This is a genomic window from Streptomyces sp. NPDC050617 (assembly GCF_040654795.1).
Classification (GTDB): domain Bacteria; phylum Actinomycetota; class Actinomycetes; order Streptomycetales; family Streptomycetaceae; genus Streptomyces.
Genome location: NZ_JBFAIS010000014.1, coordinates 152646 through 167792, shown reverse-complemented (window position 1 = coordinate 167792; position 15147 = coordinate 152646). Strand labels below are relative to the sequence as shown.

The following is a 15147-nucleotide window of genomic DNA, read 5'->3' as shown; positions in this document are numbered from 1 at the left end:
GGTCGGGCGCTTACGGTCTTCACCGTGCGCCCCGGCCCGCCCCGCCCACATCGGGGGAAACACCGGCCCGACTACTGACCTACTGACCTACTGATGCGCTACGGACCCGCGGCCGGTCTCCACGGACGCGCCGGTAGGCGAGGAGGTACGGCCCCGCCCCGCGCCCGTACGCCGGGAGGGGCAGGCCCCCCGCCCGTACGCGCCTACGTGCCCGTACGCCGGTCCGTGCCCGTGCCCGTGCCCCGGTCCGTGCCCGCTCCGCCGGACCCGCCGCCCTCCGCCAGCCGCCCCGCCACCGCCGCCCGCGACGACACCCCGAGCTTGGCGAAGACGTGCGCCACGTGGGTCTCCACCGTGCGCGGGCTCAGGAAGAGCCGCTCCGCGATCCGCTGGTTGGTGAACCCCTGCCGGACCAGCTCCGCGACCTCCGCCTCCCGCCGCGACAGCGACCCGGCCGCCCCCGTCCCTGCCCCCGCCCCCGTTCCCGCCCCCGCCGCCGGTCGCGCCGTCCGGACGCCGACGCGCCGCTGCTCCCGTACGGTCCTCTCGTACAGCCCCTGCGCCCGGCACGCGCCGAACAGCTCCGCGGCCCGCGCCAGCTCCGCGCGCGCCGCCTTCCTCCGCCCGCACCGCGCGTGCGCGGTACCGGCCCGCAGCCGCGCCCGCCCCGCGAACACCCGCTCGCCGCTCTCCCCGAACAGCTCCGCCGCCCGCTCCGCGTCCGCCGCGGCCCCGGCCGGGTCGTCCTCCAGCGCCGCGTGCGCCCGCGCCAGCGCCGCGAAGGGCGACCCCGCGCCGCCGCCCGGAACCCCCTCGGCCCGCGCCGCCCACCGGGCCGCCGCCGCGGGCCGGCCGCGCTCGGCCTCCGCGTCGGCCATGGCCTCGCAGCAGATCAGCAGGCAGGACTGCTCCAGCAGCGGTGTGACGAAGTCGTCGCACGCGGCCAGCACCTGCGCCTCGCCCTCGTCCACCTCGTGCAGCCCCGCCAGCGCCATGCCCCGGCCCACGCCGCCGAGCCGGGCCCACCACTCGCGGCGGGCCCCGGCGTGCCGGATCGCCTCGTCGGCGGCGGTGAGCGCCGCCGTGTGCTCGCCCGTCCAGCCGACGAGCAGGCCCTTGACGGCGAGGGCCAGCGCGACGCACTCGTCCGAGCCGAGCAGCCGGGCCGCGTCGACCGCGTCCTCGGCCCGGTCCACGCCCTCGGCCAGCCGCCCCAGCCGCCCGAAGGCGAACGCCTGCGCGGACAGCACCCAGGGGGCGAGGTAGCTCTGCCCGGTGGCGTCCGCGATGGACAAGGCGCGTTCGGTCTTGCGCACGGCCTGCGGCAGCCGCCCCATCATCGCGTCGACCCAGCACAGGAAGGACAGCGACTCCAGCCACAGCGCCAGCTCGGCGTCGGTGGCCTCGTCGGTCAGCCGGTCGGCCCGCTCCGCGTAGCGGGCCGCGGCCTCGCGCTCGCCGACGCCGTGCGCGTACGCGAACCGCAGCGCGATCAGCGGCACCCAGTCCTCGGCGACCCAGTCCTCCGGCATCCACTCCTCGCGCGCCCGGCCGCCGTCCGCCGACGGCGCCGTCCCGGCCCGCGCCAGAACGGCGGTCAGCTCGTCCAACTGCTCGCCCGCGGCCGGGTAGTCCGCGCGGATGATGCTGTCGCCGATCAGCTGGAGCCGCAGCGGCACCGCCTCGGCCGCGTGCTCCGGCGGGACCCGGCCCAGCTCCGCGCGGAGCAGGGCCCGCCCCTCGTCCTGCCGGTTGAGCAGCCGTTGCAGGATCGCGCAGAACCGGGCGGCGCGGGCGCGCTGCGCCCACGCGTCGGCGGGCAGCAGCCGCAGCACCTCCAGGGCGGTGTCCCGGCCCTGTACGAGCCGGCCGCCGACCCCCTGGAGGCGGGCCAGCTCGACGAGGAGGGACAGCCGGTCGCCGCCGGTCCCCTCGGGGCCGTCGGGCCGTTCGGGCAGCAGGTGCAGCGCGGTCTGGAGCCACCCGGCCGCGGTGGCGGGGGACTGGTAGGCGGTCGCGCGGGCGGCCTCGACGAGCACGCCGACGGCGAGCAGGTCGCCGAACCGCGCGGAGCGGGCGATATGGCGGGCGCGGGTGACGGTCGGCGCGTCCCGCTCGTCCAGGGCCGCCGCCACCCGCGCGTGCGCCGCGACCCGCCAGCCGACGCCGGAGGAGGCGTACGCGAGGTGCCGTACGACGGGGTGCCGGAAGCGGAACCGGCCGGGCGCCGGCGCGCAGCGCACCACGTCGCGCGCGGCCAGCTCGTCGAGGGCCGCCAGCGCCTCGGTCTCGGTGGTACGGGCCGCGACGGCGACCATGGCCGGGTCGAACTCGTCGCCGAGCGTCGCCGCCGCCTGCGCGGCGAGCCGGGCGGGCGCGGGCAGCGCCGCCAGCTCGGCGGCCAGGGCCTCGCGCACCGCGCCGGGCACCTGGTCGTCGTCGCCGTCGAGCGCCGGGGCCGCGCCCTGCGCCGCGCGCGCGGCGGGGGCCAGCGTGGCGAGCGCCGTCTGCCGGGCCCCGGACCGGGACAGCGCCTCCAGATAGAGCGGGTTGCCGCCGCTGGCCTCGTACAGCGCGCGGCACCGCCGGGCCCCGACGGCGGGGCCGAGGAACTCCCTGGCCTCCCGGAGCGAGAACGGCGCCACCTGGACGCGGGTGCCGAGCCCCGGCGCGGCGTCCGCGAGGGCGGCGGTGAGCCGGGGCCCGGCCTGCCGGGTGCGGTAGGTGACGGCGAGCAGGATGGGGCCGCGCGGCGCGTGCCGGGCGAGGTGGGCGAGCAGCTCGACGGACCCCTCGTCCGCCCAGTGCACGTCGTCCAGCAGGACCGCGAGGCCGCCGGGGTCGGCGAGGACCTCCAGCAGGAGGCGTACGGCCCGGTGCAGTCGGTAGCGGTGCAGGCCGGGGGCGGCGGCCCCGGGCCCCGGCTCCTCGCGGGCCGCCGACAGCGCCGGGAAGACCTCGGCCAGCAGCTGCGTGCTCTGCGCGTCCAGCGCGTCGCGGACCCGCCGCGCCCGGTTCTCCACCTGGTCGTCCAGGGCGTCGACGGCGAGGGCGAGCGGCACGTCGTGCTCGAACTCGGTGCCCCGGCCGCGCAGCACGGTCATGCCGTGCCGCCGTGCGGCGGCGCCCGCCTCGCCGAGCAGCCTGGTCTTGCCCGCGCCGGGCTCGCCCGTCAGCTCCACGAGCCGGAACGCGCCCCCGGCCGCCCGCGCGGCCTCCGCGTCGAGAAGCCGCACCACGTCCGTGCGGCCGACGAGCGGACGGCCGGCGAGCGGGCTGCCGCTGTGCGGTGCGGGGCTCTCGGACATCGGGCCGCTCGGTTCCCGTCGGCGGCGGCCGTGCGCATCATCGGCCGTGCGCATCGGCCCGCAGCGACATAGGCGACAAAGTGGAATATTTTTGAAGTCTAGCGACAAAATACCCGGACCACTCGAGAGGCGGGGCAGCGGAGGCCAGGTGCCGTATGGAACGGCTCATCCCCATGTTCACCAGCGACGGCGTGCGCGACGCCGAGGTCACCGTGCACCCGTTCGCCGCCGGGGACGGGCTGGGCCTGACCCTGACGCGCTTCCGGCGCGGACCGCCCCAGGACCGGGGGAGTCCCGCGCGCCCGCGCGACGCCGTGCTGCTCGTCCACGGGCTGACGACGTCCAGCGACATGTTCATCATGCCCGAGCACGCCAACCTCGCCGGATACCTGCTCGACCACGGCTTCCCGGACGTATGGGCGCTGGACCACCGGATGAGCAACCGGTTCCCGTACGACCTCGCCTGCCACCGCTTCACCCTCGACGACGTCGCCCTCCACGACTTCCCCGCCGCCCTCGCCGAGATCCGCGCCCACGTCGGACCCGGGTGCCGCGTCCACGTCATCGCCCACTGCCTGGGCGCGGTGGCCTTCGCGATGAGCCTGGCCGCCGGGGCCGCCACCGGCGTCAGCAGCGCGATCGCCAACAGCTCGGCCCTGGTGCTGCGGCTGCCCGCCTGGTCCCGGTGCAAGCTGCGCGTCGTGCCCGGCCTGACCGAGTACGTGCTCGGGCTGCCCTACCTCAACCCGGCCTGGCCGCAGGACGCGCACTTCACCCGCGGCCGCGTCATCGCCCGCGCCGTGTCGCTCTTCCACCGCGAATGCGACGTCCGCTCCTGCCACATGGTGAGCGCCATGTGGGGCGCCGGGCGGCCCGCGCTCTTCGACCACGAGCGGATGTCGCCGGTGACGCACGAGCGCATCGCCGACCTGTTCGGGGCGACCGGCGTGCACTACTACCGGCACATCCGGGCGATCGTACGGGCGGGCCGCGCGGTCAAGTACCGGCCCGGCGACCCCGCCTACCGCGACCTGCCGGACGACTACCTGGAGGCCGCGGCCGGCCTCACCACGCCGCTGCTGCTGACCAGCGGGGACCGCAACCACGTCATGTCCGACTCCAACACCGCCTGCCAGCGCGAACTGGCCCGCCGCGCCCCCGGCGTCTCCCGGCTGCGGCTCTTCCCCGGCTACGGGCACCAGGACGTCTTCATGGGCAAGGACAGCGCGCGGGACGTCTTCCCGCACATGGTCGATTTCCTCCGCGAGCACGCGGGCTGACGCGTTCCCGCCGCGAGCACGCGGGCCGACCCGGATCGCCTGCGTGTCGCCCGCGCTACGCCCGCCCCGGCCCGTATACGTCCCACAGCTCACCGGCGAAGAACCGGCCGAACCGGGCCAGCCCGGCGAGCGGCGCCGCGCCCGCCGTCCGCATCGACGCGAGCTGGCGGATGAAGTCCAGCCGGCCCACGCGCACAGTGCCGTGGCACAGCCGCGCCTCCTCGGGCTCCTCGTCCGGGCCGAGCCGCCCCGGCCACACCCCGACGGCCAGCGTCGTCGTGTCCGGCCACAGGTCGATCCCCGGATCGTCGCCCACCTCCTTGCGGCCGGTCAGCGTCAGATCGCGCCCGTCGGGACCGTACAGGTGCAGCCGGTAGAGCATCCGCCGCCGCCCCGGCGACCCGGCGGGCACGAAGAGGTTGAACCACCCCTCCCGTACGGTCAGCCGCCCGCCCAAGGGGTCGCAGGCCACCTCGCCGCGCGCCTCGGCCTGGTGGTCCGGCGAGTCGCAGAAGGCGTCGACGTCGTCGACGGCGATGGTCAGGCGCAGGGTCAGCGCCGGACCGTCGGCGAGCGCGCCGCGCATCTTCTCGGTGAAGGTGAGAGTGGTGGCTGTGGCTGTGGCTGTGGCTGTGGCTGTATCGGCTGCCGGGGCCGGACGGTACGCGGGCCGGGGCGGGCGCATCTCCAGCAGCCGCGTGGACATGCGGTCGGCGAGCGCGGCGATCGTCAGCGACGGGTTGACGCCGACGGGCCCCGGCAGCGCCGCCGCGTCCGCCACGTACAGCCGCGGATGCCCGAACACCTCCCCGTACGCGTCGCACACCGCGTCCTGCGGCCGGTCGCCCATGGGCGCGCCGCCCACCGGGTGGACGGTCACCACGCGCCGCCACAGCCAGAGCGGGTTGTCCAGATACCGCGTCCCCATGCCGTCGGAGAGCGCCCGCATGGTGGCGCGCACCCCCTCGTAGTAGGCGCGGCTGGTCCGCGTGGTCCACTCGACGTCCAGCCGGCCGCCGCGCAGCGTCATCACCCCGTCCGGCACGTCCCGGCCCACGCCCAGCAGCGGCAGCACGCCGGGGAAGCCGCCGCCCGCGCCGAGCAGCGCCGCGAACTCGCCGGAGATGTTGCTGTCCGGCGCGTCGGCGACCGACGACAGCGCCAGGTCGGCGGCGAAGGCGGCCATCCGGCGCACGCCGCCCGCCAGCCGGGCGCCTTCCACGAACCAGTTGAGGAAGCCCGGATAGCCGCCGTCCTGGACGATGTGGCCCCGGCCCGCCCCGCCGGCCGCCGCGCCCGGCACGTCGACCACGCCGGTGATCACCGGCCCCCGGTCCGGCCGGGGCGCGGGGGCGCCCGGCCGCCCGTACAGGAAGGTCAGCAGGTCGCCGTTGCCGCAGAACCGGGTGCCCAGCGCGGGGCCGAGGCCGGGCAGCCGGGCGCGGTTGGCGAGCAGCAGGCGGACCGTGCCGTAGGCGCCGGCGGCCAGGACCAGGCGGCCGCAGTCGAGGCGGCGGCGGGGGAGGTCGGCGGTCCGGGCCCCGCGCCGCTCGGCGCGCGGGTCCTCGGGGTCGTCCATCGGGTGCACGACGTAGCCGACGCGGTAACCGCCGTCCCCGAGCGGCTCGACCGTCGTGACCTGGTGGCCGGTCCGCAGGTCGGCGCCGTGGTGGCGGGCGGCGGAGAGATAGGTGTGGTCGAGGGTGTTCTTGGCGCCGTTGTTGCAGCCGAGGTCGCACTCGCCGGTCAGCCCGCAGGTCCGGCGCGGCACCCCGTGCAGATTCCCGTACGGCGGGTCGGCGACGGGCAGCTCCGGGCCGGGCGGCGCGCCGGGGGCGGGGGAGAAGGCCACCGCCAGCGGCGCCGGGGACCACGGCAGCCCGGCCCGTTCCGCCGCGTCCCGCAGCGCGACCGTCTTGGGCGTACGGGCGTACGGGGGCGCGTCCACCGGGTACGGCACCGGGCGCAGCATCGCCTCCACCGCGTCGTAGTGCGGATCGAGGTCGGCGCGGGTCAGCGGCCAGGACTCGTAGCCGCCGCCGGGCAGCGCCTCGTTCCGTACGAAGCAGTGCTCGTCCTTGCGGAGCAGCACATTGGCGTAGATCAGCGAGCCGCCGCCGAGACCGCTGGAGACGAGGGAGTCGCAGCCCCGGAACCGCCACACGTCGTACAGCCCGTACAGCCCCTCGCTCGGGTCCCACAGCGCCCGCCCCAGCTCCGCGGGCGTGCGGGCGAAGCTCCCCGGCGGGTAGGCCCGGCCGCGCTCCAGGACGACGACGGACAGCCCGGCCGCCGCCAGCCGGTGCGCGGCCACCGACCCGCCGAACCCGGACCCGACGACGACCGCGTCCACGCGCTCGGGCCTGCCGCCACCGCTCGCCGCCTCGGGCACGGGAACCGTCCTTCCTCCCTCCCGGCTCCCAGTAGAGCAACGGTTCGCGCACCGCACACCCGCAGCGGCGCGGCGGTCGGCGGGAACGCTCCGGCGCGGCCAGGACTACGGCCGGGAAACCCGGTAGCCCGTCAGGGTTCGCCGCGCGGGGTCAGCGACTCCGCGTGCGGCGTGCTCGCGTCGCGGGCGTCGTGCGCGGCGCCGGCCTCGTGGGCGTCCCGCGCGGTGTGGACCTCGTGGGCGGCGTGGGCGTCGTAGCGCCAGAACGGGCGCACGGCGACGCTGCCCACGAGCACCAGGACGATGCAGAGTACGGCGCTGCCCGACCAGGCGACGCTGAACGTCGTGGCCGCGGCCATGGCGCCCGCGCGCAGGTCGCCGAGGCGGGGTCCGCCGGCCACGACGACGGTGAAGACGCCCTGCATGCGGCCGCGCATCTCGTCCGGGGCGTAGGTCTGGAGAATCGTCTGCCGGTAGACGGAGCTGACCAGGTCGGCGGCGCCGGCGAGCATGAGGAGGGCGACGGTGAGCCAGAGGGCGCGGGTGAAACCGGCCAGCGCGATGAAGATCGCCCAGCCGACCACGGCGAGGGCCAGCGCCACTCCCTGACGCCGCACGCGGGAGATCCAGCCGCTGCACACCCCCGCCAGCAGGGACCCGATGGCGACCGCTGAATACAGCAGTCCGATTCCGCCGTGGAAATGGGTGGCGGCTGCCTGCGGGAAGAGCGCTTTCGGCATCGCCAGCACCATGGCGGCGATATCCACCGCGAACGACATCAGCAGCACCGGGTTGCCGCCGATGAAGCGGAGGCCCTCGAATACGGCGCGCGCTCCCGCCTTGACCGCCTTGCCCGCCGGTTTGATCGAGGGCAATCGGAATGTCGCGTAGAGGGAGGCGGTGAAGAGGAGCACGTCGGCGCCGTACGCGTAGGCGAAGCCGTGGGGCAGCGCGACGAGAACGCCGGCGATGAGCGGCCCGAGAATCTGCCCGATGTTGCTGACCGTGAATTGGAGCGTATTGGCGGCGGGGACCAGTTCGCGCGGCACGATGCGCGGGATGATGGCGCCGCGCGCCGAGGAGGACGTGGCGAAGGCGGCCCCCTGAACGGCGACGAGGGCGAGGAGCAGCACCTCCGATCCGATGCCCAGGAGGGTCTGGGCGAGCAGGAGGATCGTCACCGCCCAGGTCACGAACGACGAGCACAGGGAGAGCAGCCGGCGGTCGACCGCGTCGGCGATGGCCCCGCCGTACAGCCCGAACACGACGATGGGCACGAACCCGGCGAGCCCGGCCAGCCCCACGTACATCGACGAGTGCGACATCGAGTAGATCTGCACCGGGACGGCGACCTCGGTGAGCATCGTCCCGATGATCGAGGCGCCTTGGCCGATCAGGACGCGCCGGTAGTCCGGGACGGCGAGCGGGCGCGTATCGACGGCGGCGCTGCGCAGGCGGGCCGCTATGCCGCTGGGCTTGCGCTTGTTGGTCACGGTCACCGCGGCGCGGCCTCCGGCTCGGTCGTACGGGGGACGCGGGGGCAGGGGCCGGGCCATGGTCGACGGCGGCGTCGGTGTGACGCTCCTGGTGTGGTGTCCATGACGTCACTGTGCCAGCGGGGTACGGCGGCGCACTTCCATTATTCTGCCTACTTGTGTCGCAGAATAGCCATCGGCCGGTCTCCCCGCCCGCGATCCCGCCCGCGAGCTCCCACGTCCACGCCGCCGGCGAGGTCATCGACCGCCATCGGCACGAGTACCACCAGCTCCTCTACGTCAGCACCGGCGTCACGTCCGTCCGGACCGCGCGCGGGACCTGGGTGGTCTCCAGCAACCGCGCCGTCTGGACCCCGGCGCGGATGTGGCACCAGCACCGGGTCTACGGGGCGAGCATGATCCACACCATCGGCTTCCCGCCGAACGAAGCCCCGCTGCCCGACGGCTCGCCGACGGTGCTGGCCGTGGACGGCCTGCTGCGCGAACTCCTCATGGCCTACACCGAACCGGACCTGCCGGAACCCGAGCGGCGGCGGCTGCGGGCCGTGGTCAACGACCGGCTGCGGCGGGCGGACGTCCAGCCGCTGACGCTGCCCACCCCCCAGGACCCGCGCCTGGCCCACGCCTGCCGGGCGGTCGAGGAGGACCTGAGCAGCCCCCGCTCCCTGGCCTGGCTCGCCCGCCGAGCGGGCGTCGGCGAACGCACCCTCACCCGGCTGTTCCGCGCGGAGTTCGGCACGACGTACCCGCAGTGGCGCACCAGTACCCGCGTCTTCCACGCCATGCTCCAGCTGTCCGAGGGCGCCTCCGTCACCGGCACGGCCCGCCGCTGCGGCTGGGCCACCACCAGCGCGTTCATCGACACGTTCGCCCGGACCATGGGCCAGACCCCGGGCGCGTACCGCAGCGCGGCCGTCCGCACGGAGCCGGACGCCGCCGACTGACCGCGGAGCCGACTGGCCGAGGGGCCGGCGGACCGAGAAGCCGGCGGAACGAGGGGCCGGCTGGCCGAGGAGCCCTGCGCGGGCTCCCCGGTCGGCCGGCCCCTGACCGCTGAAGGCGCTGTGCTGAACTGTGCTGAACGACCTGTCAGGAGGCCACGTCGAGGACGAGCTTGCCGCGGGTGCGGTTGGTCTCGCCGAGGCGGTGGGCTTCGGCGACCTGCTCCAGGGGGAAGACGCGTTCGACCTCGACCCGGACGGCGCCGGAGTCGACCAGACCGGCGATGGCGGTGAGGGCAGTGGCGTCCGGTTCGACCAGGAGGGGGCTGGTGCGCACGTCCGCCTGGGCGGCCGCGGCGGCCAGGCCCTCGGAGACGCCGCTCGGGATGGAGACGACCAGGCCGCCGGGGCGGGTCGCCGCTACGGACCGTACGTCGGTGTCGTCCTGGGAGCCGACCAGGTCGATGACGACGTCGACCTGGCCGGCGGCGTCCTCGAAGCGCTGCCGGGTGTAGTCGATGGTCTCGTCCGCGCCCAGCTCCTTGAGCCAGGCGTGGCGGGGCTCGCTGGCGGTCGCGATCACCTCGGCGCCGAGGTTCTTGGCGATCTGCACCGCCAGGTGGCCGACGCCGCCGGCCGCCGCGTGGACCAGGACCCGCTGACCGCTCGTGACGCCCGCCGTGTCGACCAGGGCCTGCCACGCGGTGAGCGCGGCGAGCGGCAGGGCCGCGGACTCGATGTGGCCGAGGGCGGCGGGCTTGCGGGCGAAGTGGCGGGACGGCGCGGTGACGAACTCGGCGTAGCCGCCCGCGGGGCGCGGGAACCACGGCATGGCGTAGACCTCGTCGCCGGGCGCGAGCGTGGTGACCCCGAAGCCGACCTCCTCGACGACGCCGGAGACGTCCCAGCCGAGGATCAGCGGCATCGTCTGCAACCCCGCCATCCCGTGCCCCGCGCGGGTCTTCCAGTCCACCGGGTTGATCCCGGCGGCGTGCACGCGCACCAGCACCTCCGTCGGCAGCGGCTCGGGCCGCGCGATACGGCCGGGCGTCAGCACCTCCGGCCCCCCGAACTCCTCGATCGTGACGGCCCGCATCATGTGCTCGCTCATGCTTCGTCGCTCGCTTCCGGTACGCGTGTGCTCTGTGCTGTGTTCTCTGGCCGGGCGAGGGGCCCGGTGCCGGGGTGGCCCCCGATACGGTCCAGCTTCTCCGGTGCACTCCGGCGCGGCGAGTGGCCGTACGGCCATCTGTCGTACCATTACGGCCATGCCGCATCGCGTCGCCGTTCTCGCCCTCGACGGGGTCGTACCGCTGGACCTGGGCATTCCGGCCCGCGTGTTCAACGAGGCCCGCGCCCCGGACCGGACGCGCCTCTACTCCGTGGAGACCTGTTCGCTCGGCGGCCGGCCGGTCCGTACGAGTGAGGACTTCCGGATCGTCGTCGACCACGACGAGTCGCTCCTGGAGACCGCGGACACGGTGGTGATCGCCACCCAGGAGCCCAGGGAAGACCTCGTCGCCACCGGAAAGCTGCCCGAGGGCGTCGCCGCCGCGCTCGACCGGATTCCCCCGCGGGCCCGTGTCGTCAGCCTGTGCACGTCGGCGTTCCTGCTCGCCGCGGCCGGTCTGCTGGAGGGGCGGCGGGCCACCACGCACTGGGCGCTGTGCGACCTGTTCGCGGGGCTGTTCCCCGGCGTGGAGGTCGACCCGGACGTGCTGTTCGTCGACAACGGGCGCGTCCTCACGTCCGCGGGCGGGGCGGCCGGCATCGACCTCTGTCTGCACCTGGTCCGCCTGGACCACGGGGCGGCGGTGGCCGGCGCCGCCGCGCGGCGGTGCGTGGTGGCGCCGTGGCGCGAGGGCGGGCAGGCGCAGTTCATCGAGCACCCGGTGCCGGTGGACGCGGACCGCTCCACCTCGGCCACCCGGCAGTGGGCCCTGGGCAGGCTGGCCGAACCGATCACGTTGGAGGACATGGCCCGGCACGCGCACATGAGCGAGCGCACGTTCACCCGGCGGTTCCGGGGCGAGGTCGGCACGAGCCCGCTCAGATGGCTCCTCCAGCGCCGGCTGGTCCAGGCCCGCGACCTGCTGGAGTCCACGGACCTCACCGTCGCCCGCATCGCAGCCGCCTGCGGCTTCGGCGACCCGGTCGCCCTGCGCAAGCACTTCCACACCCACCTCGGCCTGTCCCCCCTGGCCTACCGCCGCGCGCACTGCGCCCCGGAGCCGGAACGCGCGGCGACGGCCCCGGCTCCGGGGCGGTGACGGGTCGCGGAGCCGGGGGCGGGGGAGCGCCGCGGGGGCCTGAACGTCCTGCTGACCGGCACCGAGGAACAGGGCAGCAACATCAGCTCGGCACAGCGGCTGTGGACCCTGCCGCTCGGCCCGCCACAGCCGACGGCGCCGCTACCGTGGCGGCGTGACCGATCTCGATGAACCCATCCACCTGGCGGAGTACGACCCGGAGTGGGCGGCGCGGGGCCGGGAGCTCGTCGGCGAGATCGCGGCGGCGCTCCACGGGCTGCCGGCGGAGGTGGCCCATATCGGTTCCACCGCCGTTCCCGGGCTCGTGGCCAAGCCGGTCATCGACATCCAGATCGGCTGCCCGGACGCCGACGCCGAAGCCGCCGTCCGCCGCCTTGCGGGCCTCGCCTACGAGCATCTCGGGCAGGCCGGCGTCCCCGGACGGGAGTATCTGCGGCGGCGCTCCGGGCAGTCGGTCAACGCCCATGTCGTCGAGCGGCGCGGCCGGCTGTGGACGGACAACATCCTCTTCCGCGACTACCTGAAGTCGCACCCGGACGCCGTCTCCCAGTACGCGGCGGCCAAACGGGAAGCCGCCGGCCGGGCACCGAACCTCCTGGAGTATTCGGAGCTGAAGGCTCCGGTCGTGGCGCGGATCATGGCGCTGGCGCGTGCTGCGGCCCGTTCTGAAGGCCGCGAGGGCCGCGAAGGCCGCGAGGGGCGAGAAGGGCGCGCAGAGCCGCTGTCCGGCGACTCCGGTGACTCCGGCGACCCCGGCGACTCCGGTGACGGCGCGGGTTAGCTCGTACGGTCCGCACGGTGCGGCGCCGTCGACTCGCGCGGGCGCACGCGCGTCGGCAGCAGGGTGCGGACCGTGCGGCGGGTGCCGGCGCGGACTTCCAGGAGGCGGGTCACGGCGAGGGCGCCGGCCTCCTCCACCGGGACGTCGAGCGCCGTCACGGACGGCACGGTCGCGCCGAGCGCGGTGAGGTCGTCGGCTGCCGCCAGGCTCACGTCCCGCGGCACGCGCAGGCCCGCCGCCTTCAGCCCATGCAGCAGGCCGAGCGCCAGGTAGCTGTTGTACGCGACGACGGCGGTCGCCCCGGCCGGCAACTCGGCGGCGGCGCCGATCCCCGCGTCGAACGTCGGCGGCAGCGGACCGAGTACGCGCATCCGGGCGCCCGCCTCCTCCGTCTGCTCCGCGATGGCCGCGCGCCGCCGCCCGTCGGCCCACGAACCGGGCGGCCCGGACACATACACGATGTCCCGGTGCCCGAGCTCCAGGAGGTGGCGGACCAGGGCGGCGGTGCCCGACGCGGTGTCGAGCACCACGGCCGGCAGCCGGCCCACCTTGCGGTCGACCAGGACCAGCGGCCGGCGGGCGGCCAGGTCCCGCAGGGCCGCGTCGGAGCCCACGGGCGCGACCAGCACCACCCCGTCGACCTGCTCCGACAGCCGCCCCACCAGCGCGGCCTCGCGCTCGGCGCTGTACTCGGAGACGGTGAGCAGCAGATGGTTGTCGGTCTCCTCGGCGGCCCGCTGCGCGCCCAGGACCAGCGGGGCGAAGAACGGGTTGGCGAGCGTCGGCACCACCAGGCCCACCATGCCCGTACGGCCGGTGGTCAGGGCGCGCGCCGCCCGGTTGGGCTGGAAGCCGAGGCGCTCGGCGGCGGCCCGTACGTTCTCCCGCGTGGGCCGCGCCACGAGCTCGGGGCGCATCAGCGCGCGCGACGCCGTGGCCTTGGACACGCCCGCCTCGCGGGCCACGTCCGCCAGTGTGGACACCGTTCGCTCTCCCCTCCCCGCCGGGCCCGGACGCATCCCGCGTCCGACCCATGTCATCCTATCTGCAACCGCTCTCTGCAACCGGTTTCATCGGAGGTGCGCAGCGACCGGCCAGCGACCGAAGATCCATTCCTCCCATCGAGGCCCACCGCGGCCCATCGAGGTCCACCGAGGTAGCCATGCCCCACTCCGACGGGACGCCCGTACGGCCGCACGCCGAGCCGTCCACCGGGCCGTACGCCGAGCCGCCCACCGATCCAGCCGCCGGGCCCGCGGCGTCGGCCGGACCGCCCGCCGTCACGTCCGCCGGGGCGTCGGCCGAGCCGCCCGCCGCCCCCGCCGGCCTCCTCGAACGCCGCTTCCGCGTCCGCGCCCGCGGCAGCAGCCCCCGCACCGAGGCCGTCGCCGGTCTGTCGATGTTCATCGCCGCGGCCTACGCGGTCGTCGTCGTCCCCGGCCAGCTCGCCAAGGCTGGCGTGCCGCACGGCCCCGTCACCACCGCCGTGATCATCGCGATCGTCCTGTCCACCCTGGCCATGGGCCTCTTCGCGAACCTCCCCTTCGTCCTCGCGCCCGGCCTCGGCGGCGTCGCCCTGCTCGCCGTGACCATCGTCGGCCAGGACCACGTCCCCTGGGACGCGGCGCTCGGCATGGTCCTGTGGTCCGGCGTCGCCTTCCTGCTGCTGACCCTGCTCGGCATCCGCGACCTGATCACGCGGCTGATGCCGCAGAACCTCAAATACGCCATCAGCGGCGGCCTCGGCCTCTTCATCGCCCTCCTCGGCTTCAAGGACAGCGGCCTGGTCGTCGCGAAACCCGCGAGCAACGCGCTCGCGCTCGGCGACCTCTCCGAGCCCGCCGCGCTGCTGGCCCTCGCCGGGCTGGTCCTGCTGACCGCCCTGGCCTCGCGCAAGGTGCCCGGCGCGTTCCTGATCACCATCGCCGCGGTGACCGTCGCGGGCATCCCCTTCGGCGTGACCGAGCTGCCCGGCCACTTCTTCGGCGCACCCGACAGCCCCGCCCCCGTGGCCTTCCACATCGACGTGCTCGGCGCGCTGAAACCCGAGTACTTCCCGTACATCTTCGCGTTCTTCGTCTCGGAGTTCTTCTCCATGACCGGCACGCTGCTCGCCGTCGCGGACCGCGCGGGCCTCACCGACAAGGACGGCAACCTCCCCGGCATCCGGCGGCCGTTCTACGTCGACTCCGCCGCGGTGATCGGCGGCGCCGGGCTCGGCGCGCCCAGCATGACCGCGTACCTGGAGTCCTCGGCCGGCGCCGACAGCGGCGGCCGTACGGGCCTGTCCTCGGTGGTCGCCGCGGGCGGCTTCGCCGCGCTGCTGCTCGTCATCCCCTTCGCGACGCTCATCCCGTCCGCCGCGACCGCGCCCGTGCTGATGTACATCGGGCTCACGATGCTCGGCGCGCTGCGCAACGTCGACTTCAAGGACCCGACGAACGCCGTCCCGGCCGCGCTCACCGTCGCCACCACCGTGTTCTGGGGCAACTTCGGCACCGGCATCGCCGCCGGGCTCGTCGCCCACGTCCTGGTCAAGGCCGCCGCCGGCCGATTCCGGGAGATCCCCTGGGGCCTGTGGGTCGTGATGGTCCCGCTCGGCTACTACTTCTACACGCTGCTCCCATGACGCCCGCCCGCCCCCGCCGCGAAACCCGCCGCGACCGCCGCCACGATCCC

The 15147-nt window shown here is 75.5% G+C and carries 10 protein-coding genes; 5 read left to right on the top strand and 5 right to left on the bottom strand.

The window, feature by feature from the left end; translation table 11 throughout:
* Positions 1–203: 203 nt before the first annotated feature.
* On the bottom strand, positions 204–3308 hold the full coding sequence (locus AB0I49_RS20180) for an AAA family ATPase (RefSeq protein ID WP_363228361.1): 3105 nt from the start codon (positions 3306–3308) through the stop codon (positions 204–206).
* A 155-nt stretch (positions 3309–3463) separates the two neighbouring features.
* On the opposite strand from AB0I49_RS20180, the gene AB0I49_RS20175 reads away from it, so the two are divergent.
* On the top strand, positions 3464–4588 hold the full coding sequence (locus AB0I49_RS20175) for an alpha/beta fold hydrolase (protein WP_363228360.1): 1125 nt from the start codon (positions 3464–3466) through the stop codon (positions 4586–4588).
* Positions 4589–4643: 55 nt separating this feature from the next.
* On the opposite strand, the gene AB0I49_RS20170 is transcribed toward AB0I49_RS20175, so the two are convergent.
* Positions 4644–6980, bottom strand: a complete 2337-nt coding sequence (locus AB0I49_RS20170) for a GMC family oxidoreductase (protein WP_363228359.1) — start codon at positions 6978–6980, stop codon at positions 4644–4646.
* A gap of 131 nt (positions 6981–7111) precedes the next feature.
* A complete protein-coding gene (locus AB0I49_RS20165) occupies positions 7112–8479 on the bottom strand; it encodes an MFS transporter (RefSeq protein ID WP_363228358.1) in 1368 nt (455 codons plus the stop codon).
* Between the two features lie 155 nt (positions 8480–8634).
* On the opposite strand from AB0I49_RS20165, the gene AB0I49_RS20160 reads away from it, so the two are divergent.
* On the top strand, positions 8635–9420 hold the full coding sequence (locus tag AB0I49_RS20160) for a helix-turn-helix transcriptional regulator (RefSeq protein WP_363228357.1): 786 nt from the start codon (positions 8635–8637) through the stop codon (positions 9418–9420).
* A 145-nt stretch (positions 9421–9565) separates the two neighbouring features.
* Here the strand turns inward: AB0I49_RS20160 and AB0I49_RS20155 are convergent, their stop codons facing one another.
* Complete coding sequence (locus tag AB0I49_RS20155) at positions 9566–10528, bottom strand: NADP-dependent oxidoreductase (protein ID WP_363228356.1); 963 nt, start codon at positions 10526–10528, stop codon at positions 9566–9568.
* Positions 10529–10685: 157 nt separating this feature from the next.
* Here AB0I49_RS20155 and AB0I49_RS20150 point away from each other — a divergent pair, with 157 nt between their 5' ends.
* Positions 10686–11687, top strand: coding sequence for a helix-turn-helix domain-containing protein (locus AB0I49_RS20150; protein WP_363228355.1), 1002 nt, complete (start codon positions 10686–10688; stop codon positions 11685–11687).
* A 154-nt stretch (positions 11688–11841) separates the two neighbouring features.
* Positions 11842–12468 (top strand): GrpB family protein, encoded by a 627-nt coding sequence (locus AB0I49_RS20145; protein ID WP_363228354.1) that lies wholly within the window; start codon positions 11842–11844, stop codon positions 12466–12468.
* Here AB0I49_RS20145 and AB0I49_RS20140 read toward each other — a convergent pair.
* Positions 12465–13451 (bottom strand): LacI family DNA-binding transcriptional regulator, encoded by a 987-nt coding sequence (locus AB0I49_RS20140; protein ID WP_363228353.1) that lies wholly within the window; start codon positions 13449–13451, stop codon positions 12465–12467. The genes AB0I49_RS20145 and AB0I49_RS20140 overlap by 4 nt on opposite strands.
* Positions 13452–13630: 179 nt before the next feature.
* On the opposite strand from AB0I49_RS20140, the gene AB0I49_RS20135 reads away from it, so the two are divergent.
* Positions 13631–15097 (top strand): NCS2 family permease, encoded by a 1467-nt coding sequence (locus AB0I49_RS20135; RefSeq protein ID WP_363228352.1) that lies wholly within the window; start codon positions 13631–13633, stop codon positions 15095–15097.
* The last annotated feature ends 50 nt before the right edge of the window (positions 15098–15147 follow it).

What these genes read in the sequence shown, in the direction of transcription:
- AB0I49_RS20175 (WP_363228360.1), top strand. Translation starts at nt 3,464, where the DNA reads ATGGAACGGCTCATCCCCATGTTCACCAGCGACGGCGTGCGCGACGCC.
- AB0I49_RS20150 (WP_363228355.1), top strand. Translation starts at nt 10,686, where the DNA reads ATGCCGCATCGCGTCGCCGTTCTCGCCCTCGACGGGGTCGTACCGCTG.
- AB0I49_RS20135 (WP_363228352.1), top strand. Translation starts at nt 13,631, where the DNA reads ATGCCCCACTCCGACGGGACGCCCGTACGGCCGCACGCCGAGCCGTCC.
- AB0I49_RS20180 (WP_363228361.1), bottom strand. Translation starts at nt 3,308, where the DNA reads ATGTCCGAGAGCCCCGCACCGCACAGCGGCAGCCCGCTCGCCGGCCGT.
- AB0I49_RS20155 (WP_363228356.1), bottom strand. Translation starts at nt 10,528, where the DNA reads ATGAGCGAGCACATGATGCGGGCCGTCACGATCGAGGAGTTCGGGGGG.